Annotated in this window: 17 protein-coding genes and 1 pseudogene; 12 read left to right on the top strand and 6 right to left on the bottom strand. The window is 69.9% G+C overall.

Translation table 11 applies throughout. The features are described from left to right. Positions 1 to 42 precede the first annotated feature (42 nt). Positions 43 to 948 (bottom strand): SDR family NAD(P)-dependent oxidoreductase, encoded by a 906-nt coding sequence (locus ACVV2G_RS29660; RefSeq protein ID WP_453845862.1) that lies wholly within the window; start codon positions 946 to 948, stop codon positions 43 to 45. A gap of 22 nt (positions 949 to 970) precedes the next feature. Then, positions 971 to 1210 (bottom strand): MMPL family transporter, encoded by a 240-nt coding sequence (locus ACVV2G_RS29655; protein WP_453845929.1) that lies wholly within the window; start codon positions 1208 to 1210, stop codon positions 971 to 973. Here ACVV2G_RS29655 and ACVV2G_RS29650 point away from each other — a divergent pair. The 10 genes and pseudogenes from ACVV2G_RS29650 to rpsR all read left to right on the top strand — a co-directional run. After that, positions 1179 to 1391 (top strand): hypothetical protein, encoded by a 213-nt coding sequence (locus tag ACVV2G_RS29650; protein ID WP_453845933.1) that lies wholly within the window; start codon positions 1179 to 1181, stop codon positions 1389 to 1391. The two genes, ACVV2G_RS29655 and ACVV2G_RS29650, sit on opposite strands and share 32 nt — an antisense overlap. Before the next feature lie 279 nt (positions 1392 to 1670). Then, complete coding sequence (locus ACVV2G_RS29645) at positions 1671 to 2834, top strand: SDR family oxidoreductase (protein ID WP_453845861.1); 1164 nt, start codon at positions 1671 to 1673, stop codon at positions 2832 to 2834. A gap of 50 nt (positions 2835 to 2884) precedes the next feature. Next, the gene (locus tag ACVV2G_RS29640) at positions 2885 to 10312 is read left to right on the top strand and encodes an SDR family NAD(P)-dependent oxidoreductase (RefSeq protein WP_453845860.1); all 7428 of its coding nucleotides are present in this window, start codon (positions 2885 to 2887) and stop codon (positions 10310 to 10312) included. A gap of 39 nt (positions 10313 to 10351) precedes the next feature. Next, a complete protein-coding gene (gene larE / locus ACVV2G_RS29635) occupies positions 10352 to 11251 on the top strand; it encodes an ATP-dependent sacrificial sulfur transferase LarE (protein ID WP_453845859.1) in 900 nt (299 codons plus the stop codon). Continuing rightward, on the top strand, positions 11248 to 12027 hold the full coding sequence (gene larB, locus ACVV2G_RS29630; RefSeq protein WP_453845858.1) for a nickel pincer cofactor biosynthesis protein LarB: 780 nt from the start codon (positions 11248 to 11250) through the stop codon (positions 12025 to 12027). The genes larE and larB overlap by 4 nt, the downstream gene beginning before the upstream one ends. After that, positions 12024 to 13286 carry a nickel pincer cofactor biosynthesis protein LarC gene (gene larC / locus ACVV2G_RS29625; RefSeq protein WP_453845857.1) on the top strand — a complete coding sequence of 421 codons (1263 nt, stop codon included), beginning with the start codon at positions 12024 to 12026 and terminating at the stop codon, positions 13284 to 13286. The genes larB and larC overlap by 4 nt, the downstream gene beginning before the upstream one ends. Positions 13287 to 13461: 175 nt before the next feature. Next, on the top strand, positions 13462 to 14238 hold the full coding sequence (locus ACVV2G_RS29620; RefSeq protein ID WP_453845856.1) for an HAD family hydrolase: 777 nt from the start codon (positions 13462 to 13464) through the stop codon (positions 14236 to 14238). Next, positions 14235 to 15812: an NPN-dependent hydroxyacid isomerase, LarAH14/15/16 family gene (gene larAH / locus ACVV2G_RS29615; protein ID WP_453845855.1), complete on the top strand. Its 1578-nt coding sequence runs from the start codon at positions 14235 to 14237 to the stop codon at positions 15810 to 15812. Before ACVV2G_RS29620 ends, larAH begins: the two co-directional genes overlap by 4 nt. After that, entirely contained in the window at positions 15809 to 16483 is a 675-nt protein-coding gene (locus ACVV2G_RS29610) for a lysophospholipid acyltransferase family protein (RefSeq protein ID WP_453845854.1), read from the top strand. The genes larAH and ACVV2G_RS29610 overlap by 4 nt, the downstream gene beginning before the upstream one ends. A gap of 837 nt (positions 16484 to 17320) precedes the next feature. Beyond that, positions 17321 to 17419 (top strand): annotated as a pseudogene (rpsR, locus tag ACVV2G_RS29605) (bS18 family ribosomal protein); the annotation flags it as partial. Positions 17420 to 17765: 346 nt separating this feature from the next. Here the strand turns inward: rpsR and ACVV2G_RS29600 are convergent. Together ACVV2G_RS29600 and ACVV2G_RS29595 are read right to left on the bottom strand one after the other, a co-directional pair. Beyond that, positions 17766 to 18404, bottom strand: a complete 639-nt coding sequence (locus ACVV2G_RS29600; RefSeq protein WP_453845853.1) for an HAD family hydrolase — start codon at positions 18402 to 18404, stop codon at positions 17766 to 17768. 106 nt (positions 18405 to 18510) lie between these two features. Then, positions 18511 to 19758, bottom strand: coding sequence for an acyl-CoA dehydrogenase family protein (locus tag ACVV2G_RS29595; RefSeq protein WP_453845852.1), 1248 nt, complete (start codon positions 19756 to 19758; stop codon positions 18511 to 18513). A gap of 98 nt (positions 19759 to 19856) precedes the next feature. Between ACVV2G_RS29595 and ACVV2G_RS29590 the strand changes: the two genes are divergently transcribed. Further along, entirely contained in the window at positions 19857 to 20450 is a 594-nt protein-coding gene (locus ACVV2G_RS29590; protein ID WP_453845851.1) for a TetR family transcriptional regulator, read from the top strand. A 46-nt stretch (positions 20451 to 20496) separates the two neighbouring features. Here ACVV2G_RS29590 and ACVV2G_RS29585 read toward each other — a convergent pair whose 3' ends face one another. Next, positions 20497 to 21462: a ScbA/BarX family gamma-butyrolactone biosynthesis protein gene (locus tag ACVV2G_RS29585; protein WP_453845850.1), complete on the bottom strand. Its 966-nt coding sequence runs from the start codon at positions 21460 to 21462 to the stop codon at positions 20497 to 20499. Positions 21463 to 21796: 334 nt separating this feature from the next. Between ACVV2G_RS29585 and ACVV2G_RS29580 the strand changes: the two genes are divergently transcribed. Beyond that, the gene (locus tag ACVV2G_RS29580; protein WP_453845849.1) at positions 21797 to 22456 is read left to right on the top strand and encodes a ScbR family autoregulator-binding transcription factor; all 660 of its coding nucleotides are present in this window, start codon (positions 21797 to 21799) and stop codon (positions 22454 to 22456) included. A gap of 87 nt (positions 22457 to 22543) precedes the next feature. On the opposite strand, the gene ACVV2G_RS29575 is transcribed toward ACVV2G_RS29580, so the two are convergent. Beyond that, a complete protein-coding gene (locus tag ACVV2G_RS29575; protein WP_453845848.1) occupies positions 22544 to 24097 on the bottom strand; it encodes an MmgE/PrpD family protein in 1554 nt (517 codons plus the stop codon). Between the last annotated feature and the right edge of the window lie 97 nt (positions 24098 to 24194).

Below are 24194 nucleotides of genomic sequence, written 5' to 3'. Positions count from 1 at the left end.
AGGATCGATCGACCGGCCCGCTGCCACTTCCCCGCAAGTCGCTCATGTCCCGGTGTGCTCGTGCCGCGTCTCGGCGATGCCGACCGAAGGAGCAGGACGTGCTGCGCTTGTCGGGCCGGCACCCGGTTGGATGTCCCAGGACGCATCTCGCCCCTTGTCTCCGGTCCAGTACTTGCCGGGCGACGAGAAGTCCCAGGAGAGAGGGCGGATCAGCGGCCGGGGCAGGTGACGCAGACCCCATGCCGCCACTTTGTAGCGGAGACTGGGCACGCTGACGTATCGGCCACGACTGACATCACGCAGCGCGGTTGCCACCACATGCTCGGCTCTCAGCCAGGCCCACCCAGGCAGGTTCGCCAGATCGTTGCCTGACCGGTCGAAGAGTTCGGTCCTGGTGAATCCGGGTAGGAGCGCCATGACCTGGACGCCTGATGCGCGTACCTGTGCCGACCTACCCACGGATTCCGTGAAGGTCAGGACCCAGGACTTGCTGGCCGGGTAGGTCGTGGCGAGGCCGCCGGGGCCGAGTGCGCTGAAGGAAGCCACATTGATTACTTGGCCACTCCCTTTCACGAGCATCCCGGGCAGGGCGGCATGGGTGAGCCGCAGCACTGCCCGGATGTTCACGTTGATCAGCAGCTCTTCATCAGTGACCCGGCTGAGGGGAAAGGGCTTGTTCAGCATGACACCCGCGTTGTTGACGAGAAGATCGATCGGCATTCCCGCAGTGATGCGTTTCTCGACGAGCCGGCATCCCTCCATGGTGGACAGGTCGGCCGACAGCGTCTCCGCGTGAATGCCGGTCTCGGAAGTGAGCGCCTCGGCCTGCCTCTCCAGAGCATCCCGGGTGCGCGCGACGAGGATGAGGTCGTGGCCTGTGCGGGCCAGTCTCTCGGCGAAGGCTCGGCCGATACCGGAGGTTGTACCGGTCACCAGGGCAGTGGGCATGATCGCTCCCAGGGAAAGTGGTTCAGTTGGTTTCGCCGCGCCGGACGGGAGCCGCCAGGGTCGCTGAGCCGGTGGGCGGGTCATCAGCGGTTCGCCGTCGGCGGGCGGTGAAGGGCGGCCACCGGTTGGCACTGCCGGCGAGCGTCATGGCCGACGGGACAAGCAGGCAGCGGACCACGGTGGCATCGACCAGGGCCCCGACGACGAGCACTGTTCCCCGCACCTGCGTCATGGTGACGGAAGAGGCCGTCAGCGGGGCCACGGCAGTGATGAGCGCGAGACTGCATGCCGTGGCGACGGGGCCGGTGCTGCGCAAGGCCGGTCGCGATCGCCCGGCGATTGTCTGCGCCGAGGAGATGCTCGTCGCGGATGCGCGCCGCGATGAAGAAGCCGTGTCCCGTTGGCGCGGCCCGGTGAGACCGTTCGGTGCGCGGTTCTCGTAGTCGCCCCAGGATGGCGGACCTGTTCCGCTCCGCCGACGAAGGCGCCGGCGGGGCCGGAGACGGAGACGACATGGCGGGTGCGGGACAAGTCCGCGGCCAGGCGCGAGGCATCGGCCGAATCCGGTGGGGTCGCGGGCAGGGGAATCAGCGGGGACGCTCCGGTGGCCGATCGTTTCCACAGAGGGGAGACGCTACAGACACCGTGGACGCCCACGCAAAGTAACACCCTGAACGCGGAGCGCATTTGGATTTCGGTGGCGGTTGGTCCATCCTGCTCCGGTGACCGTCCTCCTCACCGGTGCGACCGGGTTTCTGGGATCGCGTCTCCTCCTCAGTCTGCTGACCACCCGGGAACGGGATGTCACCGTGCTGGGCCGAGGAGCCTCTTCCGCTCTGCGCTCTCGCGTTCTGGACGCGCTGGAGTGCGTCGCGCCTCCCGGGGGCGTCGACGCCGGCGCTCGCGCCCGTTTGCGCTGTGTCAGTGGAGACGTCGGCCGACCGTGGCTCGGTCTGGCCCCGGCGGTGTACGGACGTCTGACCGAAGAGGCCGATGCCATCTGGCACTGCGCGGGCGACATCGCTCTCACCGGCGAACGCGAACGGCTCTTCCAGACCAACGTGCTAGGCACCCAGCATCTGTTGCGGCTGGCAGAGACCGCCCCTCCGACATGCCGACTGGTGCACATGAGCACCGTGGCGGTAGCCGGTGCCCGTAGGACGGGACGGATCGCCGAAGACGACCTCGTCGACTGCTACGGCTTCGAAACCCACTACGACGAGTCCAAGTACCACAGCGAAATGCTGGTCAGGGACTGGGCACGGAGACTGGGCCGGTCCGCGGTCGTTCTCCGTCCGAGCATCGTCGCCTCCGATGCTCACCTTCCCGAGAAGGCGCCGGGCCACCCGCTCGGAGTGCTGGGCGGGATGATCGACGCCGTCGCACGTGGCGGAGCACCCGGCGTTCCCGCCGGCGGTCTGAACGGGGAAGTGCTGCGCCTCCGGCTGCGCGTGCCCGCCGACGCGACGTTCAACATCGTCCAGGACGGATACGCCGCCGAGGCGATGCTCCGCATCGGGCACGACGCCGAGCACAGCGATCCCGGCACACGCACCTTCCACATCGTGAACCCGGTGGACACCCCGATGCGCCTGATCACGAGTGCCGTCCAGGCGCGGTATCCGGGACTGCGGCTGGAATGCACGGATCGGATTCCGGATCCGACGGCGACGGAGCGCTTCATCGCCTCGCACCTCCCCGGATTCCTGAGCTACTGCCACCACACCCGTCGCTACGACCGGGCCGGCGCGGCCGCGCTGACCGGGGACCTGGGCGACCCACCCGCCATCGACCAGGATTACCTGACGCGCGCCCTGGGCTTTCCCGGTCCCGGCCTCGCACCCTTCGAGCCCACGGGGACGGACACCTGCGTCGTCTCCGCCTGATATCGGCGGACCCCTCAGCCTCACCTCAGCTTCTCTTCGGGAGACCCCTGTTGTCCCAGCCCCCTCCGCCCCTGCCCGCAGACGCCCTCGCGGTCGTCGGTGCCGCGTGCCGCCTTCCTGGCGGCGTCCACACCCTGGAGGACTTGTGGGGCGTGCTGCTCGTCGGCCGTGACGTGGTGACCGAAGTCCCGGCTGACCGGTTCGCGGTAGCCGACTTCATCGACAGCCGCCGGCCTCGGCCGGGCATGAGCTACACGGCGGCCGGTGGCTTCCTGGAGGACATCGCCGGATTCGACACCTCCTTCTTCGACGGGATCTCCCCGCGTGAGGCGTCCCGAATGGACCCGCAACAGCGTCTACTGCTCGAACTCGCGGCCGAGGTCCTGGACGACGCCGGAATCGACCACGCCCGCTCACGGGGATCCGACACCGCGGTCTTCATCGGTTGCTCCAGCCGTGACTACGGGGAGCTGCAGTCCTGTGATCCACAGACCGGGAACGCCTACACCCTGACCGGAATGGCGAGTTCCATCGCCGCCAACCGTCTCTCCCACTTCTTCGATTGGCACGGGCAGAGCGTCGCGGTGGACACGGCGTGCTCCTCCGCTCTGACCGCCCTGCACCAGGCGTGTGAGCACCTGCGGTCAGGACGCTCACGCACCGCGCTGGCGGGTGGCGTCAACATCCTGATCAACCCACAGGGGTACGCGGGCTTCTCCAGTGCCTCGATGCTGTCACCGACCGGGCGTTGCCGCGCCTTCTCCGCACATGCTGACGGCTTCGTCCGGTCCGAAGGCGGCGGGCTCGTACTGTTGAAGCGCCTGGCCGACGCTCTCGACGACGGCGACCGGATCCACGGCGTGATCGTCGCCAGCGGCACCAACAACGACGGTCGCACTCCGGGACTCGCACTTCCCAGTGCGACGGCCCAGCAGGCGCTGCTGAGCGAGGTCTACCGAGGTGCGGGGATCTCGCCGGACGACCTGGTCTATCTGGAGGCGCACGGAACCGGCACCCAGGCGGGCGATCCCATCGAATGCGAGGCCGTCGGCCGCTCCCTGGGGAGTGGCCGAAGTCTCGGCGCACTGCCCATCGGTTCGGTCAAGAGCAATGTCGGGCATCTGGAGGCAGCCTCGGGGATCGCCGGGTTGCTCAAGGCACTGTTGGTGCTGCGGCACCGGAGGGTGCCGGCGACCCTCCACGCCGAACCGCTCAACCCGAAGATCGACTTCGCCGGCTGGAACGTTCGCCCCGTGACCCGGACGGAACCGATCGAGGCCGAGGGACGGGTGTTCGTCGGCGTCAATTCCTTCGGATTCGGTGGAGCCAACGCCCACGTCGTACTCGCGGCGGCACCCGCCGAGGACGAGGCGCGCGACACACCTCCCGCTGGGAGCCGGATGCCGGTCATGGTCTCCGCCCGGACCGCCGGGGCGCTGCGGGAGGCAGCCGGACGGATGGCGCAGCACCTTGAGTTCGCCGACCGTGAAGAGTTCTACGACATCTGCTACACCTCGACCGTGCGACGCGGCCACCACGAACAGCGCATCGCCGTGCTGGCCAACGGTCCGGTCGAAGCAGCAGAGGCCTTGCACGGCGCGGCGCAGGGCAAAGAGCCGGCGTCGGTGGCGACAGCGGCTCGAGGCCGCCCCGGTAAGGTGGCCTTCGCCTTCTCCGGCAATGGATCGCAGTGGCCCGGCATGGGGGCTGATCTGCTCCACAGCGAGCCGGTCTTCCGCGCCGCCCTGGAGTCCGTCGACGCTGAACTCAGGCCACGCCTGGGGTGGTCGGTGGCTGACGAACTGACCCGCGACGAACCCCGATTGGGGCTGACCGAGGTCGCGCAGCCTCTGCTCTTCGCCGTACAGATCGGTCTGGTGCGGGTGCTCGACGAGGTGTACGGGATCAGGCCCGAGGCGGTCGTGGGGCACAGTGTGGGGGAGATCGCGGCCGCTCACGTGTCCGGTGTCCTCGACCTGGCCGACGCATGCCTGGTGGTGACCGAACGCAGTCGAGCTCAAGCCCTGACCGCTGGCCAGGGCCGGATGGCGGCCGCCGGGTTGTCCCGCGAAGAGGCGGACAAGGAACTCGCGGCGATGCAAGGGCGGTTGGAGCTGGCCGGCATCAACAGCCGCAACGACGTCACTCTTGCGGGCGACCCCGCCGCGCTGAAGGAACTGGGCCGGGCGCTGGCCGTCCGGGACATCTTCTTCCGGGAACTCGATCTCAACTACGCTTTTCACAGCAAGACCATGGACCCGGTGCGGCATCTCGTCGAGGGATCTCTCGGACGCCTGCGCCCACGCTCCCCCGACATCACGTTCGCCTCCACCGTGACGGGGGGTCGCCTGTCTGGTGGGCAGCTCGATGCCACGTACTGGTGGCGCAACGTCCGCGAGCCCGTGCTCTTCGCGGATGCCGTGCGCCACCTCGCAGACGACGGCTGCACCGCCTTCGTGGAGATCGGCCCGCACACCGTTCTCACTCCCTACCTGCGCCGACTGGCACCGGCAGGGACGATCGTCGGCACCGGTCGACGCGACCGCAGCGGCCCCGAGGCGGTGCGCCGCGCGGCAGCCCACCTGCTCGCGACCGGAATCCGGGCAGCTGCGCCATGTTTCCCCCGACCTGGCCGGGTCGTGTCCTTGCCCGCCTACCCCTGGCAGCGGGAACGCCATTGGAACGGGTCCCCGGACTGGTGGGCCGGCGTCCCCCAGGACAGGACCGTGGTACATCCGATCCTGGGGCGCCGGGCCGCCGTGGCCGGACCCGCTTGGCACCAGCGTGTGAACGGCGTTCGCATGCCCTGGCTGTACGACCACCGTGTCGGCGGCGCCGCCGTCATGCCAGGAACCGCGTACGTCGAGGCCGCTCTCGCGGCCGGCCGCCACGCCTTGGGCTGCGCCGCCGAAGTCACCGACCTCGACATCCTCCGGCCCCTGGTCCAGCCGCACGACGACGAGACGGGCGAGGTCGTACTGCAGACCTCGCTGTCCGAGGAGGACGGCGTCACACGGATCGCCTCCCGAACCGACACGGCGAGCGAGTGGCAGACACACGCTCGCGGCCGGGTGCGCCGCCTGCTCTCCCCGCCACCGGCCCCGCTGGACGTCGACCTCCTGCGTTCCCGACTGAACGCGCGCCGAGTAGAAGGGCAGGACCACTACGCGGAGACGGCCCGCCGGGGCCTGGACTACGGCCCCCGCTTCCAGGGGCTCACCGAGCTGTGGGTCGGGGACGGGGAGGTTCTGGCCACGTACACCGATCCTGCACCAGCGGAGAGCACGGCCTATGAGGCTCACCCGGCGCTACTGGACGCCGCGCTGCAGGCTGCCTCACCGCTCCTGGCAACCATGGCGGACGGCCGGATGTACCTCCCCACGGCCATCGGCTCGGCACGCCTTTGGGACCGTCTGCCACAGCATGGCCTGATCCATGTGGGCGTACGGGAGATGAACCCTCAGTACGCCCAACTGGACGTGACCGTGTCCGGCCAAGACGGAGTGGTCATCGCCGAACTGCGAGGATGCCGCCTGCGCGGCATCGCCACCGGACCGGCCCAGGACCTCCAGCAGATGGCCCCTGTCCTGCGGGCCGCCCCGCGACCGGGCGACCGGGCGGCCGGTTCCGTCCCTCTGCCCGCACCGAGTGCGCTCGCCGTCGCGACCGCCGACGAGCGGGCCGCGCTCGAGGCCACCCTCGGCGACCGCTACGCGGCGTTCGTTCCGCGGATCAAGCAGACCGTGGGCCACTGGGCGGCGTCCACGTTCAGGGAACTGCTGCCGGCGGTCCAGGAATTCGACATGGACGATCTACTGGCCGCTGTCCAGCCGAAGCACGCGTCGTACGTGAGCCTGTTGGTCGGCATGACCGAGCGGGCCGGCCTGCTGGAGCAGGTCGACTCCTCGGTGCCCGATGCGTCGCGTTGGCGGTTCACCCGCACTCCTCGCCCACTCCAGTGGGCCCAGGACTGCGTGGCGCAGTTCCCTGAATGGATCTCCGCCCTCGCCGTCTACACCAGGTTCGGCACCCACCTCACCGGCGTGCTCCGGGGAGACATCGATCCCAGGGAACTGCTCTTCTCAGAAGCCGACCGGCACCACGTCGAGGCGTTCTACACCGACACGCCGCAGGCTCGGCTGCAGGGTCGCTACGCCCGAGCGGTCCTGGCCGAGGCGGTCGCGGCATGGCCTGCGGACCGTCCCCTGCGCGTCCTGGAGGTCGGCGCCGGCACGGGAGGCGTCACCAGTGCTCTCCTCCCCCTCCTCCCTCCGCACCTCACCCAGTACCTGTACACCGACGTGTCCGCAGCCTTCTTCCCCAGGGCCCAGGCCCGGTTCTCGACGTACGACTTCGTGGAGTACCGCACCCTCGACCTGGAGCAGGACCTCAGTGAACAGGGTTACCAGGACGGCTACTACGACATCGTCGTGGCGGCCAATGTGCTGCACGCGACCAGTGATCTGCGCGCCACACTGCACCGGACCGCCTCACTGCTCGCCGATGGAGGTCTGCTCCTGGCAGTCGAGAGCCACGACGAGGAGATCCTCGGGCCCTGCTTCGGGCTGCTCGACGGATTCTGGGCCTTCGGCGACACCCATCTGCGCAGCACTCCGTTGCTGCGCAGGGAGGACTGGGCGCCGCTGCTCCGGCAGTGCGGTTTCGATGACGTCTCGCAGTTGAGCAGCGCATGTCCGGAGTTCAGGGACGACTACTCTCTTCTCCTGGCGCGCCGGAACCGACCTTGTTCCGCTCCACAGCCCCGCCCCTCAGCCAACGGCGGCCGGTGGAGCGTGGTCACCGACAGGACGGACAGCGACTTCGCACGAGCCCTGGTGTCCGAGCTGAAGGCTGCGGGTGCTGTCGAGGCCACGGTCGTCGAGGCTCCTGGTGCCGGCACAGCATGGCCCGACCGCCTGCCTCTCGGAGGAGCGAACACCGTCCTGCTCTTCGACGTCGACGTCGAACACACGAGTGACGGGGAGCACGAAACCGGGGGCGCAACGGTGGCCGAAGCCGTCCATCGCGCCGGACTCGTGCGGGCCGCGGGCGCCATGGCGGAAGACGGCGTCGGTGCGCTGTACCTGGTCACCGCGGAGACGGGGCTGTTTCCCGCGCCGGACAACGGCGGTGTCCGAGGAAGTGCCGCCGTCTGGGGCACCGGGCGGGTCCTCGCGAACGAACGGCCGGGCCTAGCCGTCCGACGCGTGTCACTGGCCCGAACGCCGGACACAGCCGGCGACGCCGTCCGGCTGGCACGGGAACTGCTCGAACCCACCGACGAGGACGAGGTCGTTCTCACTCGGCGGGGGCGGTTCGTGCCACGGCTGACCGACTGCGGTCCCCTCACCCACGAGAATCATGGTGGGCGACCGTACACACTTGAGCTGCGTGAACCGGGGCTGCGACACCAGCTCGCCTGGGTGCCGTCCGAGGACCTCGTGCCCGGAGCGGGCGAGGTGGTCGTGGAGGTGCGTGCCGCTGCCCTCAACTATCGCGATGTGATGCTCGCCGCGGGCTTGTTGCCGCCCGGCGCGGAGCCTCCGGTCGACGGCGGGCCGGCCCTCGGTCTCGAATGTGCCGGGGAAGTCGTGGCTGTCGGTCCCGAGGTGGTCGGGCTCTCCGAAGGGGACCGGGTCTTCGCCTTCGGACACGGCACTCTGGCCTCCCATGTGCGGGTGCGGGCCGAGCAGACCGGCCGTATGCCGGACGGCATGCTCTACAGCGAGGCGGTGACGATCCCCGCCGTCTACCTGACGGTGCAGCACTCACTGGAGGACCTGGCACGGCTTGCCCCCGGTGAGACTCTGCTCGTCCACGGGGGTGCCGGCGGCATCGGCCTCGCCGCACTGCGCTACGCCGACCAGGTGGGCGCGCATGTGATCGCGACCGCGGGGACCCCCGGCAAGCGTGACCTCCTGCGCATGCTCGGTGTGGAGCACGTCCTGGATTCGCGGAGTCTGTCCTTCGCCGACGAGGTCAAGGCCGTCACACAGGGCCGGGGCGTCGATGTCGTACTCAACTCGCTCGCCGGCGAGGCGATCAGCCGCGGCCTGGAATGCCTGCGGCCGGGTGGCCGCTTCGTCGAGCTCGGGAAACGCGACATCCACGGCAACCAACCCCTGCTGCTGCGTCCCTTCCGTAAGAACCTCGCCTACTTCGGTGTCGACATCACCCGGCTGGTCGCGGACGAGCCGCAGGCAGCCGCCGTGGCCTTCGCGACAGTGACCGACAGGGTGACGGAGGGCGTGTACCGGCCGCTGCCGCATCAGACCTACCCCGCTCCCCGCATCGACGAAGCCCTGCGGAGCCTGCGGCACTCACGCCACCTGGGCAAGGTCGTTGTCACCTTTCAGCCGAGCGAGCCGGTGCGCGTGGCGGAGCGGGAGCAGTCCTTGCAGCTCGATCCTGATGCGACGTACCTCGTCACGGGAGGGCTCAGCGGTCTGGGCGCGGCGACAGCCCGTCACCTCGTGCGGTGTGGCGCGCGGTCCCTCGCCCTGGTGGGTCGCCGCGGTGCGGCTTCGCCCGAAGCCCCGGTGCTCCTCGACGAGTTCGGCGCACAAGGTGTGGACGCGGTGGCGTACGCCGCTGACGTGACCGATGTCCACGCCATGCGAGCGATCTTCGAGAGTCACGACGCCGCAGGCCGGCCGGTGCGGGGGATCGTGCATGCCGCCATGCACCTGGATGACGCCCCGTTGGCGGAACTGACGCCCGAGCGGTACGCCGCCGTGTATGCCGCGAAGGCACAAGGCGGTGTGGTGCTGGACGCTCTCACCCGCGAGCGTTCCCTGGACTTCTTCGCCGTCTACTCCTCCGTGGCCGCTCTCGTCGGCAACAGTCATCAGGCGCCCTACGCGGCTGCCAATCTCTTCCTCGAGTCCCTGGTGCGGGCTCGACGAAACGCTGGTCTACCGGGCACAGCGCTGGCGTGGGGAGGCATCGGCGAGACGGGATACGTCGCACGAACCGTCATGTCGGACACGATCTCCCGCTCCGGTATCGGGCTGATCCCGCCTGCCACCGCTTGTCAGGTGTTGAGCCGCTTCCTGAGCAGGGGAGACGAGGCCGCGGTGGTAGGTCTCATGGACTGGGGGCGGATGGCCAAGGTGCTGCCCGCCCTGCTCAAGCCACGGTTCGCCCAGCAGGTGGACGACGCGGAAAGCCTCACCGGCCATGGTGGGCCGGAGGACTTCAGGGAACGGCTGGCCAAGACGGACAGCGCGGAGGAGCGTACGGCCTTGATCGCTGACACCCTGACGGACCTGACGGCCGCTGTGCTGCAGACCACCCCGGACCGCATCGACCGTGCGACGAATCTGGCGAACCTCGGGCTCGACTCGCTGATGGGCACGCAGCTGAAGGTCGCGATGCATCGGACGTTCGGTTGCGACCTTCCCATCATGGAGCTGATGGCGGCAGGCAGCGTCCATGGGCTGACCCAGCGTCTCGACCGGGCCCTGACCGGATCCTGACCCGTTGCCCTGTCGAGTCGAAGTGAGGTACGTACACCGATGTACCCGGACGTGATCCATCAAGATCAGGACACCATCCCTCCCCGCGGGAACGCGGAGGCGCTGCTGGCGGCGGTGAGCCGTTTGGACAGTGTGGTGGTCGCCTTCTCCGGAGGAGTCGATTCCACCGTGGTGCTGGCTGCCGCCGTGCGCGCGCTCGGGCCGGCCAGGACTCTCGCGGCGACAGCCGACTCCCCCGCCCTCGCTCGTGACGAGCTGCGGTCGGCTCACGTCGTGGCTGAACAGTTGGGCGTCGAGCTGGCCGTCCTGACGACGGACGAGCTGGCGGTGCCCGGCTACCGGGCCAACTCCGGCGACCGCTGCTACTTCTGCAAACAGACCGTGTTGTCGCGGGTGACCGCGGAGGCCGCTTCCCGGGGGTTCCTGCATGTGGCAACCGGCACCCACGGCGACGACCGGCGCTCCGCGCACCGCCCGGGGCTGCGAGCCGCCAGGGAACTCCACGTCGTGGAGCCTCTGGCAGACATCGGCCTGGGCAAAGCCCAGGTGAGAGCCGTGGCGAGGGCTTGGGGACTGCCGGTGGCCGAGAAGCCCAGCTCGCCCTGCCTGGCGTCGAGGATCGCGGTCGGCGTACCCGTGACACGCGAGAGGCTGGAGCTCGTCGAGCGCGCCGAGGAAGCCGTACGCGCATTCCTGGCCGAACGCCATGTGCCCGTCCGGGACCTGCGGGTGAGGATCTTCGCAGAGAGCTTCCGCATCGATCTCGACCCCGGAGCCCATCAATGGCTGAACGACCGGGCCGGCCAGTCCGCTGAGCTGCTGAGCCGCATCAGCCCCCTGGCCCGCACCTCGACGGGCTCCCTCGCCCGCTACAGGCCGGGTGGAGTAAGCACCGTCGCTGCTCTCGGCAGCGGCACAGAAGAGAGGCCGAGCTCATGACCGAGGACGAATCCATGACATCGCTGGTGGACTGCGAGATCACCCGGGTCGAGGACTTCGCGCGACTCGACACCTCGCGGCGGGCGCGAACCGGATTACCGGAGGTGGTGTTCGCCCAGTCCAAGACAGTCGAACAGACGCTGCGCCTCCTTACCGAACTGTACGAAAAGGACCCCGCAGGTCCCGCGCTGGCGACCCGGTGCCCGGATGCGGTACTCGACGCAGCAGGGGCGCGTTTCGGTGACCGTCCGGTCTGCGTCGACCGTGTCGCCCGCACCGTCACTCTGGGGGAACTGCCCCCTCCCCGGGGGACGGTCGCCGTTCTGACGGCCGGTACGACGGACCTGCCGGTCGCCAGGGAGGCGCTGGCCACGCTTTCCGCTCTGGGGGTCGGGGGCCGGCTCTTCGAGGACGTCGGCGTGGCAGGTATCGGTCGGCTCTTCGCCCAACTGCCCCATCTGCACAACGCCGATTGCGTCATCGTGGCAGCGGGCATGGACGGCGCCCTGCCCAGCGTGGTGACCGGACTGGTGCGGGCCCCGGTCATCGCAGTGCCGACGAGCATCGGCTACGGGGTCGCCGCCGGAGGACTCGCCGCCGCGGTCTCCATGCTCGCCTCCTGCTCCCCCGGCCTGACCGTGGTCAACATCGACAACGGTTTCGGGGCCGCCGCACACGCCCTGAGGATCGTCAACGCGATCTACAACCGTGACAACGCCCAGAAGGGCGAACGGCGGCCGCCAGGTGATCCGGTCGGCGCGAGGGGTGCGCAATGACCTCGTCCGGAGGCGGTCCCCGCTCCCGTGTCGCGTTTCTGGACTGCACGGCCGGGGTTGCGGGGGACATGCTCCTGGGCGCCCTTGTCGCGGCCGGTGCGGACATCGGCGTAGTGAGCGAAGCAGTGCGTTCTCTCGGTGTTGTCGGTCTCGACGTCTCCGTCAGCCAGGCCAGGCGTGGTGGATTCGCCTGCACCCGCGTGAGCGTCGCGTCACCGGACACGCCGGACCGGGCGAGACATCTGCATGACGTGCTGGACCTCTGCGCCGGGGCTACCAGCCTCGGGAAGAAGGCCAACTCCCTGGCTCACCGCGTGTTCGAACTTCTCGCTCAGGCCGAAGCCGAGGCCCACGGCACGACCCCTGACAAGGTGCACTTCCACGAAGTGGGCGCCTATGACGCGCTGGCCGACGTGGTCGGCTGTGCCGCAGCCTTGGAGGGTCTGGGACTGCTCGACGACGGCGCGGTGATCACGTGCTCACCGTTGGCCGCGGGGAGTGGAACCGTCGGATGTGCGCACGGACGCATGCCCGTGCCCGTTCCCGCAGTCCTGAACATCACCGCCCACGCAGGACTACAACTGACCTCCGGTGAGCTGACGGGCGAACGCACCACCCCCACCGGGGCAGCGCTGGTGGCCTCTCTGGCCGAGCCGGGCGCGCTGCCCCCCATGACGGTACGTGCCGTGGGCACCGGAGGCGGGTCCCGGGACACAGTGGACCGCCCCAACATCACCAGAGTCGTGATCGGGGAGTCCACAGCGGTCTCTGCACCGCTTCAGGGCGAGGTGCTGACCCTGGAGAGCACCGTCGACGACATGGATCCCCGCCTGTGGCCGTCGGTGCTGCGCGCATTGCGGGAGGCGGGCGCCTGGGACTGTTGGACCACCGGCATCATCGGTCGCCATGGTCGGCCGGGCCAGGTCGTCACCGCGCTCTGTTCCGAGCAGGTACGGCAAGCCGTCACCGAGACGCTGTTCCGTCACACTCCCACCCTCGGAGTCCGCTGGTCCGCTCATCAGCGCGTGGTACTCCCGCGCCGTTCCGTCACAGTGCCCGTCGGCCCTCCGGGCCACGCACAACCGGTGACCGTGAAGATCGCGGAAGGGCCGTACGGCCACCTCACTCTGCAGCCGGAAGTATCCGAAGCGGAACGCGCGGCACTCGCCTTGGACTGGCCGCTCCGCACCGTGTGCGAAGCAGCGGTGAGCGGCTGCCGCCAAACCCATGCCATGCCGGTGGAGCCCGTTGGGGCGTGAGTGCCGGCCTGCCCCCGTACCGTCACCTGCTGCCGTCGAGCAGCGGTTCACACCGAGGTGGAGAATGCTTTGGACCGCAGGAGTCGCGCGGGCGACCGAGCCCCGCGACCGCACCGGGCCGATCACCGCTGAAGGGCCCCTGCGAGCCCGGACAGACGAGCAACCGCCCAAGCCCTTGACGGCCGACAGCCGAGTCGCCGCCGTCTTCGATCTCGACGGCACGATCCTCGCCTCCAACCTCGTCGAATCGTATGTCTGGACACGGCTGGCAGCGCTGCCCCGCCGGGGCTGGCCTCTGGAACTGCTGAGCCTGCTCTCCAATGCCCCCCGTTACGCGCTGGCCGAACACCGGGGCAGGCCGGAATTCGTCCACTGCTTCCTGCGTCGTTACAAGGGGCTACGCGAGGAGACTCTGCGGGCCCTGGTGCGTGAAGCCGTCGGGAACGCACTGCTGCACCGGGTCAGACCGGAAGCCGTACGACAGATCCGGGCGCACCGCTCGGCAGGACACCGCACGGTGCTCGTCACGGGCAGCCTCGACCTTCTCGTGGAGCCACTGCGCCCTCTGTTCGACGAGATCGTCGCCTGCCGCATGGCTTCCCAAGAGGGGATCATGACCGGACACGTCCCCTCGCCGCCCGTCGTGGGTGACATCCGCGGCTCCTGGGTGCGGAAGTACTGCGCCGACCGCGGCCTGGACGTGCAGCGCTCCTACGCGTACGCGGACAGTTACTCGGACCGAGCCCTCCTGGCGACGGTCGGGCACCCGTGCGCCGTCAACCCCGACCGCCGACTGCGGCGCCATGCCTCGCAGCGCCGATGGCCCGTTGTCATCTGGGGCGTTCACACCACCACCCAGTGGGAAGCGCTCGCCGCAGCCGCCTCGCCTCCCCGTCATCACCGCATCACGACCGCCGGCACCACCACGGACGACGACAAGAGGACACCATGAACAAGCCAGGTATCGTGCGGGAAGTCGATGAACGTACACCGCCAGTGGTTCTCTTCGAGGGCGAGGGGATTCGCGCCGAGCGGCTGCCGCTGGGCAGCAGGGTCATCTACCCGCCGGCCTCTCTCCCCGGTATCCAGGACGTCGACGCGGCGATCAACCACGCGTTGCTGCACCCCCACGGCATCGAGCCTCTTCCTCACCTGCTCAAGCCTGGTATGCGACTGACCATCGTCTTCGACGACGTCTCGCTCCCGCTTCCCTCCATGCGCCGCCCGGATGTACGCGGGCGCGTCATCGAACAAGTCGTCGACATGGCAACACGACTGGGCGTGGAGGACATCGAACTGATCGCGGCCAACGCGCTGCATCGCCGGATGACTCCCACAGAGCTCGAACACGTCGTGGGCGAGCGCGTCTTCCGCACGTACTTCCCCGATCGCCTGCGCAACCACGACGCCGAGGACCGCGACAACCTGACACACCTGGGAATGACCGGCGCCGCCGAGGACGTCGAAATCAATCGCAGGGCCGCCGAGAGCGATCTGTTGGTGTACGTCAACGTCAACCTGATCGCACTGAACGGCGGTCCCAAGTCGGTCGCTGTCGGGCTGGCCAGCTACCGCAGCCTGCGCCACCACCACAACACACATACCCTGCGGCACTCCCGCTCTTTCAACGACCCCGCCAAGTCCGCCCTACACCATTCCTTCCACCGCATGCACGACGTGATCGGCGGCCACCTCAAGATCTTCACCATCGAGACGACGGTAAACGGCGCCTCCTTTCCCTCCTCCATGGGTTTCCTCAGCAAGCACGAGTGGGAATGGAACCTGGCCGACAAGACGGGATTTCTGGGAGTCCGTCACGGAACTCGCGCCATGCCGAACACGCTACGGCGTCACGTGCTCAACGCCATCAAAGCCCCCTACGGCATCACCGGAATCAACGCCGGCACCCCGAGCGCGGTGCACCCGATCACCCTCGGCAACGTGCACCGCCAGCAGGTCACCCGGGTCGACGGCCAAGCCGACGTCGGTGTCTTCGGAGTTCCCTACGTGGGACCGTACAACGTGAACTCGATCATGAACCCGGTGCTGGCCATGTGCATGGCCCTGGGATACCTGTTCAACTTCTACCTGAACAAGCCCATCGTGCGGCAGGGAGGCGTCGGGATCTTCTACCACCCGCTGCCGCATGCATTCCACCCGGTGCATCACCCGAGCTACATCGACTTCTTCGAAGAGGTGCTCTCGGTGACCACGGATCCAGCGGAGATGGAGAGCAAGTTCGAGGAGAAATTCGCCACCGACCCGTGGTACATCCACCTGTACCGCACCAGCCACGCATTCCACGGAGTGCACCCGTTCTACATGTGGTACTGGGGCGCACACGCCATGCAGCATCTCGGCGACATCATCTTCGTCGGCGCCGATCCGAAGACCGCCGCCCGCCTCGGCTTCCACGCGGCGCCCGACCTGTCGTCCGCTCTGGAGATCGCCTCACACACCGTGGGATCCAGCCCGAGCATCAACTGCCTGCGTACCCCGCCCATCACCATGGCGGACGTCCGGTGAAGGTCGCCACTGAAACACCGATGCCTTTCCCCACCGCCTGGGCTCGCACCACCCCGGCCAAGCTCGTACGCGAGACCATGCGCCGCACCGTGGTCAATCCCTACGTCCGGGCCTGCGCCCGCCCCCGGATCGAGGGCAGAGAACATCTGCACACGCTCAACGGCCCAGCGGTGTTGGTGGCAAACCACACCAGCCATCTCGACACGCCGCTGATCCTCGGCGCCCTGCCGCCCCGCATCGCCTCCCGCACAGCGGTCGGGGCGGCAGCCGACTACTTCTTCACCTCGTTCCTGACCGGCGTGACCACGGCTCTGCTGTTCAACGCGTTTCCCGTCCAGCGGCACGGGAGGCAGCGCGCAGCGCGCAGCGTAGCCATGGACCTCTTGAACCAGGGCTGGAACGTGCTCCTGTATCCCGAAGGGACCCGGTCGACCGACGGAAGACTCGGCACATTCAAGAGCGGCGCCGCCAGACTCTGCTTGGACACGGGTGTACCCGCTGTTCCCGTCGCACTGTCCGGCGCCCACGCCGTAATACCCCGCGGCACAAGACTCCCTGCTCCCTGCAGGAGGCGGGTTCTCATCCGGATCGGGCAACCCATCGTGCCGACGGCGGACGAAACGTGGCAGGAGCTGCGGGATCACATGAGACAACGGATCAGCGAGCTGTAACGCCGGCCAACAAAGCGTCGAGTGGATCGCCCCCCATACAAGCGTAGTCCGAGCGTCTAACTGATCGTTTCAGAATGAACCTGGCGGAGGGCTTGGCTGTGGGCTGAGTCAACGGCAGACTTCTGCGGGTGTCGGATGGTCTAGTGCCTGATGACCTGTGGGACCGCATGCCCCCGTTGCTCCCTCCTCGTCCGCCGGCGCCGGCTTGACGCTGAAATGACGCTCGTGACGCTCATTTGACGCTCGTCCTGATGGGCTGTCAGGCGAACTCGGGGCACGGGCCGCACTGCGCGGCATCGTCTACGTACTGCGCAAGGGCGTGAGCTAACGCCCACACCGCACATAATGCGCACGGACAAAACCGCAGGTCAGGAGCCCTTTACGGCCGGTTCGAGGATGGCGACGCACTCCACATGACGCGTCATCGGAAAGATGTCGGCCTGAACAAGCAGCGTAAACCTCCAGGCCAGAGCCGCTCCTTCGGCTCATTCCCCTGCGCACGCACATCCAGAGCGTCATACGAGCGTCACCAACAGGCAGTCCGCCTGCTCAGCGCGACCCAGGCCGCGGCAACCACCGAGGGCTCGGTTTGCGGGCACAAAACTTCGGCGCCCGCGCAGTGCGAGCGCATCGCGCGGGGGGAGCCGCGCGGGATGGACCGGCGCGCGGTGGCCGGCGCGGCGCGAGAGGAAGAGTTCTTCGACCGGCCTGCCGCCGCCGGCCTGCTGATCCGTAAGAGCGTGGCGCCATCGGACGACCTGCTCGGCTACCACTTCCGACAAGCAGGGGTGAGCAGCCCGCCCGGCCGTCACGGCATCAGCGCGATCAGCACCCGGCCGCCGCGTCACCCGCGTCACGGCCCAGCAGCAACGGCGGATCGTCAGGGCGATCAAGAACGCTCCCGAGATGGCGCTCCTGCCCTGCTCGAGCCGGTGAGAACCGACCATTCATCTGCCACCGAGCCATTCCTCCGGGCTGCGGAAGCACACGAGATGCACCCCGGACGCCGGAGTGCATCTCGAGTTTCCGGGAGCATGCTCCAAGTAGATCGCCCCAGTGGCCTTCCTGAGCCGCATGACGGTGGCTGTCGTGCACGTAGTCCATGTGGTCATCGTGGGGCACCGTCACGTGCCCGCAGCCCCGCCGTGCACGTGGGCGTGATCGGCGTGCTGACGGTGCACGCCGACCTCGCACTCATCCGCGTGACCGTCGTGCGGGCAGGTCACGGTGATCCGCATCGACAACCGCACCGGTCCCGGCCGGAGCCGGCGGTCCGCCGCGGTCACCCGCCTCCGTCGGTCCCGGCGGCGTGCGGTGGCACGGTGGTGTGGGTCCCGTCCGGGGCGACCATCACCGCGTGTCCCACGCTGTGCAGCATGGGCAGGTCGGAGGGATGGTCCCCGTAGGCCCAGCAGTCGGCCGGGTCGATGTCAGGGTGGCGGGCGAGGAGCTGGCGCACCAGGGTGCGCTTGCCCGCGCCGATGGCCGGGGGGCCGATCAGTTCGCCGGTGAGCAGCGGCCCGCAGCGTTCGAGTCTCGCGCCGAGGGCGAACTGCGCCCCAACCGCCTCGGCGATGACGGCCAGCAGCGGCGGGAAGGTGCCGGAGACCAGGGCGACGGACGCGCCCTCGGCCCGGTGCCGGCGCAGCGCGGCCAGTGTGGTGGGGAGATAGAAGCCGTCGGCCCGGCTGTGCTCCCGGTACCACCGGCGGGCCGCGGCCTCGGCCTCCGCGGCCGGGCAGCCCCGGAAGGCCCGGTGGAAACGGCGGTTGGCCTCCGCGCGGGGCAGACCGGCCAGTGCACCGAGCAGTTCGCCGGCCCGGCGCGCTCCGTCCGCGCCATGCATCCGCGCGAAGTGGTCGCGGAGGAAGTCCGGGCCGCTCTTGCAGCCGATCAGCGTCTCGTCCACGTCGAAGAACACCAGCCGACGGGGGCCCTCGGGGCGTGCCCGCGCAGCGGGCCGGGAGGGTGTGGGACGGGGAGGCGTCGTCGCGGGTCGCGGGGACCGGTTGCGCCCGCTGCGGGTGTCAGTGGACACCGGCGACCACCTCCGCCGGCGCGGAGTGCGCCACGAACCGGGGCGCGGCCGCCGGCCCGGCCGCCTGCTCGGGACGGCCTTCGAAGTCGGCGAACACCGAGTCGGCGTACAGGGCCGCCGCGGTCTCCCGGCGCACGGCCTGGTGCGCGGCCAGCACGTGGACGTCGCGCCAGGTGCGCTCCAGCGGCCCGGGGCCGCCGCATGCGTGGGTTCCGGCCGCGCGGAACAGCCGCTCGACGGCGGTGACCAGGTGCTGTGCGGCGGCCGCCGCGACCCGGCGGTTGCGGGCCACGTCCCGCTCTGCGCGGGTGCCCGAGTCGGCCCGCCGCGCCGCGTCCCCGAGCAGCAGTTCGGCGGCCTCGATGTCGTCAGCCGACTGCGCCAGCGTCAGCTGGAGCGTGGCGCGCTCCGAGGGCCGGCCGGCTCCCCTGCGCGCGGCCCACGCGGTCCACTCCCGTAGGGCGTGGCGGGCCGCCCCGAGGGCGGGCGCGCACAGCAGGAGTCCCGTCCCCAGGTGCGCCGGGGCGGTGTGGCAGCGGGACCGTCCGGGCCCGGGAGAGCCCGCCAGCACGTCCGACAGCGAGCAGGTACGGTGGTCGGGGACCACCACCGGGCCGTCGAGGACCGCGGTGTGGCTGCCGGTGCCGCGCATTCCGGTGCTGCTCCACGTCTCCCGTACGTGGATCTCGGCGGCGGGGACGGCGAAGAGCCGGCACCGACCGCCGGGTAACCGCGGTTCGTCCGGTTCCGGGGCCGCGAGCAGCAGCCAGTCTGCGTCCGCGATCCCGCTGACGCACTCCCAGGCGCCGCTGAGCAGCCAGCCTCCGGAGCAGCGGGCGGCCGAGCCGGAGGGCCGTAGTCCGGCGGCGATCCGCACATCGGGCGATCGGCCCCACAGGTCGAGCTGCCCATCGAGGGGCAGGTGGGCGGCGTATCTGCCGTGGGTCGCCCACAGAGCGGCGCACCACGCGGCGGACGCACACCCCTCGCCGACGGCCGCCACCTCGGCGAGGAGGTCGCTGAAGGTTCCCTCGGTACCATGCCAGACCCCGGGCACGAAGTGACGGGCAAAGCCGGCGCGGGTCAGCAGCGCGACGGTCTCCGCGGACAGCCGGCCGGTGGCGTCCACCGCCGACGCGTGTGCAGCGGCGGAGGCCACGGCGCCCGCCAGCTGTACGCGCGCCCGCGGCGCGCCACCCTGTGCCTCCTGGCCTGTGCAGATTTGACGCCGGTTCACCTATCGCTCTCCTTTACTCCACGACTAGAATTCGTTCGGGAACGAATTTTTCTTGGCCGGCCCTTCACCACCGGGCCGGGGTGAAGGAGGTGATCAGCGTGGTCAAGCAGGCGCGTGCCCTTCGGACGCACGATCGCGTCCTCGACGCCGCTGCGTACGAGTTCGCACGCTACGGCTACGTGAACGCGAACCTGCAGCGCATCGCCGACCGGATCGGGTTGACCAAGGGCGCCTTGTACGGGCACTTCTCCAGCAAGGAGAAGCTGGCCGCCGCGCTGACGGAACATCTGTCCCGGAGCGTGCGGACGCTGCTGGACGGGGCCAGGACCTCGCCCGAGCCGGCCAGGAGCCGGCTGGAGGCCCTGGTGCTCGGACTCGGCCAGCTCTTCGAGACCGACCACAGGGCGCAGGCGGCCCTGCGGCTGGAGGTGGAGGCGGCTCGGGCGGCCGACATGGTGGCTCCTCTCCTGAGCGACACCCATGGCATCGCGCTCGAACTCGTGGGCGAGGTGCAGCGGGGACGGCACTGTGACGAGGCGCCGCCGGCCGACGCCCTGGCCGATCTCATCGTCGCGGCGTTCTGCACCGCGCTGTGGACCGGCGCCTGCGCGGGCCCGGACCGGCCCGGGCCCAGCGTCGCCGCGATGTGGGGCGTGCTGACGCGCGTTGTGGGGACACGTGCATCCGTCTGAGCTCCGACGACCGTGCGGCCCCGGGGCCCGGGCCGGCGGGCCGCCGCTACCAGGAGGCCGGGACGGCCGCCGCCGGGCGGGTGCCCACGCAGGCCCAGGCGGTCCGTGCGCGGGCCAGTACGGTGTCGCCCTGGACCGCCGAGACGGACAGCTGAAACGTTTCCTGCGGACGGGCGCCCGACGCGCACTCGTCGATCACGAGCCGGGTGGGCCGGTCGAACTCGCCGAAGGCCAGGCACTGCACCGTGGTCCGGGCCAGCGCGAAGGAGAGGTCGGCGAACGGGCCGTCGCACGCCTCGTGCACCTTGAGGTGGCCGAGTTGGCGGAAGCCCTCCAGCATCACCATCATCGGGATGTGGTCGGTGGGGTGGTCGAAGAGCACCGCGTGGTCGCGGTCCACGCTCAACCGCCACCCGTCGGGCCCCGCGGCCTCTTCCAGGACGCAGTCCCGCCAGCGCAGCCGCCCCACCCTGTGCGGGGGCGTGCGCGGGGCCCCGGACGCGGCCGTCCGCGCCGGTGCGGTGCCCAGCGCGTTCACGGCACCGCCGCCGAGCCGGCGCAGCAGGCGGTAGCGCCGCTCGTCCACCATCAGCATGCTGATGGTGCCCCAGCCGCACGCGCGGTCGCCGACGAAGAGCCGGAAGTCCATCCGGGCCCCGCTCCTGCCCCGCGCGTCGTCGCCGTCCCAGGTCCACTCGCCCACCAGGAACACCGAGAGCGGTACGCCCTCGACCCGCAGGGCGGCGGGGTCGGTGATCTCGAAGTCGATGTCACGGCCGACGAAGCGGCGGCCGAGCGGCACACCGCAGTGCCGGTGGGCGACGTACACCATCCCCTGACGCAGGGACTCCGCGAACAGCAGGGGATCGCTCAGACCGTTCTCGTCCGGGTGGTAGAGCGCGTGGTCGCGCGGCCACTGGGCGGCGACGACGAACTCGCGGTCACCGACACGGGCGCCGTCGGTGACGAGGACCTCCGCGACGGAGCTGCGGTGCACCAGCTCACGTGTCACGGGACGTGCAAAGCTCAACGAATCGCGCGCGTGGGCCATTGCTGACACCTGAGGGTTGCTGGGATGATTGAGCACGACTGACATCTGGGATTCGCCTCCCCCGCACTGGAAGAACCAGGACCATGCGAACTAACAGACGTGCGGCGCCCTTCGGCACGAAATTAATATACCTTCGGGAAGGTATATTGCAAGGCTCGGGCAGAGCACGGCGGATGATCGGTCATCCCTGCTGGTCAGAGGGGTGAAACCCGCGAAGCGTCCGCACCTGCCCCGGCCCGGTCCCCCCACGAACCGGCCACCCAGAGCAGCGGACGGCACGGCACGAATGGACGTCATGAGCGAACACAGCGACGCGACACAGACCTCGCACATCTCCGGCAGCACCTCGGCCGACGACACCTCGCACCTCAAGCAGGAGCGCGCCATCCGCACCCGGCGCACCATCCTCGACGCGGCCGCGGAGGTCTTCGCCCGGCACGGCTACCCGAACGTCACCATGAAGGACATCGCCGACGGCGCGGAGATGACCAAGGGAGCGGTGTACTTCCACTTCTCCAACAAGGAGGCCCTCGCGGTCGCCGTGACGGAGGAGTTCTACCGCAGGCTCAACGAGATCGTCTCCCCCGCGCTCGATGGCGACCACTCCTCGCCCTCGACGGTGGTGGACGTGCTGCTGCGCACCGCGGGCGGGTTCCGCGACGACGTCTACGTCAAGGCGGGGGCGCGCCTGCAGATCGAACGTCCCTACATCAAGGCGGAGATGCCGGTCCCGTACGTCGGTTTCACGTCACTGATCGTCGAACTCCTCGAGGAGTGCCGGGCCGCGGGCCGGCTGCCGGAGAGCGCGGTGCCCGAGGCCCTGGCCAGGGTCCTGGTCTCCGCCCTGTTCGGCGCCCAGCACATCTCCTGGGTGCAGAACGACCGGGCCGACATCGTAGAGCGGGTCGAGGAGATCCTCGACGCCTTCGCCCTGCTGTCGGTGCCGGCGCGGTAGGACCGTGTGGCCGGGAAGGTGTGGCGGGAGCCGGTGAACCGCTCCGGTCGCCGCAACGTCACGCCGTCCGGCGGCGGGCCGGACGGTTCAGTCCAGGAAGGCGGCCTCTATCCAGCGACGCAGGGCGCCCGGACGCATGCGGTGCAGCCGGTCCACGCTGTCGGACACCTCGTGCGGGCCGCCGACCGACAGGAACTTCTCCCGCACCAGGTCCGCGTGCCGGACCCGGGTCTCCGGGCCGGCCGCACCGACCGGAATCAGCCGGGTCCGCGACACCGTACGGCCGTCGGTCAGCCGGACGGTGACCCGGGCACCGGTGGCCTTCGCGGCGCGGGAGAAGTCCCGGTCGTCGGCGCTCGGCGGGCCCAGCAGGTCGACCAGTTCGTCCCCGCCGAAGCCGCGCAGCCACGGCACGGCACGCTCCCCCGCCTCCCGTACCGCCTCGCCGAACGGGGCGTCGGACAGGAACAGTTCGCGCGTCATCTCGGTGTCGTGCTCCAGGCGCACCCGCCGGGCCAGCGCCCAGCGGGCCGGGTCGTCCAGGTGCGGGGAGGAGAAGTCGTCCACGGTGAACTCGCCGGTGAGCAGGGTGGTCGCGACGGGGTAGGGCACGTCGAGGACCAGGGCGCCGAGAGGGGAGCCCGGACCGTTCACGTACCGGGCTGCACGCTCACCGGCGAAGAGGGTGTACAGGGACGCCTCGACGACCACCTCGGCCACGTCCTCGGGCCGCAGGCCGCCCAGTTCCCGGTGGATCTCGGCGGCGCAGTCCACAGCCGCGTCGATGCCCGGCCCGCCGGGGTGCATCTTGAAGGAAAGCGTGTCGGTGTGCCAGCGCCGACCCAGTCCCTTGGCCACCGCCTGCGGCAGCGGCACGGTGGCGAACCGGGCGAGGAAGCCGTCCTCGTGCTCGACGATGTCGGGAGCGCCGCGCAGCCCCGCGTACGCCGCGTCGCAGGCGTCCATGGCGGTGCGCACCGGCGTGAAGGTGTTGAACAGACGGGCGTCGCTGGCCAGGAAAGCGCGCATCAGGGGCCAGTTGGGCATGGCGAAGGCCAGCCCGAAGGCGTTCTCGAAGAGCGCGGCCGGGGCCCGGTCGCAGTGCAGCCGGCCGGCCACCGCGCCCGCCAGGTGCGTGTGCACGGCGCTCTGGCCGCGCAGCGGGCCGAGGGTGGCCGAGGCGGTGATGCGGGCCGCGCACTCGTTGGCCGCGACGACGGCGGTCAGCAGGGACAGCCCGTCGAGCCGGCGGGTGTAGGCGAAGGCGAGCGGTACCGCGACGGTGGAGTTCGACAGGTGTCCGGCGTAGGCGGTGTCGTCGAGGTTGAGCCAGGACCCGAGGGCGGCGAAGACGCCCGCGGCGGTGCGCGGGTCGCGCTGCATCGGGTGCCCGAAGGCCGCCACCAGCCGCCGTCCCAGCGGGTGCTGGAGCCCGGCCCTGATGGATGCGGCCTGCGAGAGCACCTGACTGGCGGCGAGCTTCAGTACCCGGCACGGGATGTGCTCGGGGCGCAGCGTCGCCGCCCACTGGGACAGTTCACGCAGCGGGGTGTCGGTGGGTCGGCGCGGACGCCTGGGCGCCGTGCTCCCCCAGTCGTCGCACAGCGCCCTGGCCACGCTCTCACCGAGTACTGCCGTCATGGCGCGAGGCACCTCTCTTGCCGTACGCCGACCGGGGCGTGCCGTGGTCGGCGGCTGGTCACTCCGGGCGGGTGGAAGCGGGGGGGGGGGGGGAAAA

It is taken from the genome of Streptomyces sp. JK94, from assembly GCF_053613315.1.
Note: the sequence above shows the minus strand (reverse complement) of the source record. Positions and strands in the feature narration are given on the sequence as shown.

Bases quoted from the DNA above. Each gene is read 5' to 3' on its own strand.
- ACVV2G_RS29660 (WP_453845862.1), bottom strand. From the start codon at position 948: ATGCCCACTGCCCTGGTGACCGGTACAACCTCCGGTATCGGCCGAGCC.
- ACVV2G_RS29580 (WP_453845849.1), top strand. From the start codon at position 21,797: ATGAGCGAACACAGCGACGCGACACAGACCTCGCACATCTCCGGCAGC.
- larC (WP_453845857.1), top strand. From the start codon at position 12,024: ATGACCTCGTCCGGAGGCGGTCCCCGCTCCCGTGTCGCGTTTCTGGAC.
- larB (WP_453845858.1), top strand. From the start codon at position 11,248: ATGACCGAGGACGAATCCATGACATCGCTGGTGGACTGCGAGATCACC.
- ACVV2G_RS29650 (WP_453845933.1), top strand. From the start codon at position 1,179: ATGGTGACGGAAGAGGCCGTCAGCGGGGCCACGGCAGTGATGAGCGCG.
- ACVV2G_RS29575 (WP_453845848.1), bottom strand. From the start codon at position 24,097: ATGACGGCAGTACTCGGTGAGAGCGTGGCCAGGGCGCTGTGCGACGAC.
- larE (WP_453845859.1), top strand. From the start codon at position 10,352: ATGTACCCGGACGTGATCCATCAAGATCAGGACACCATCCCTCCCCGC.
- larAH (WP_453845855.1), top strand. From the start codon at position 14,235: ATGAACAAGCCAGGTATCGTGCGGGAAGTCGATGAACGTACACCGCCA.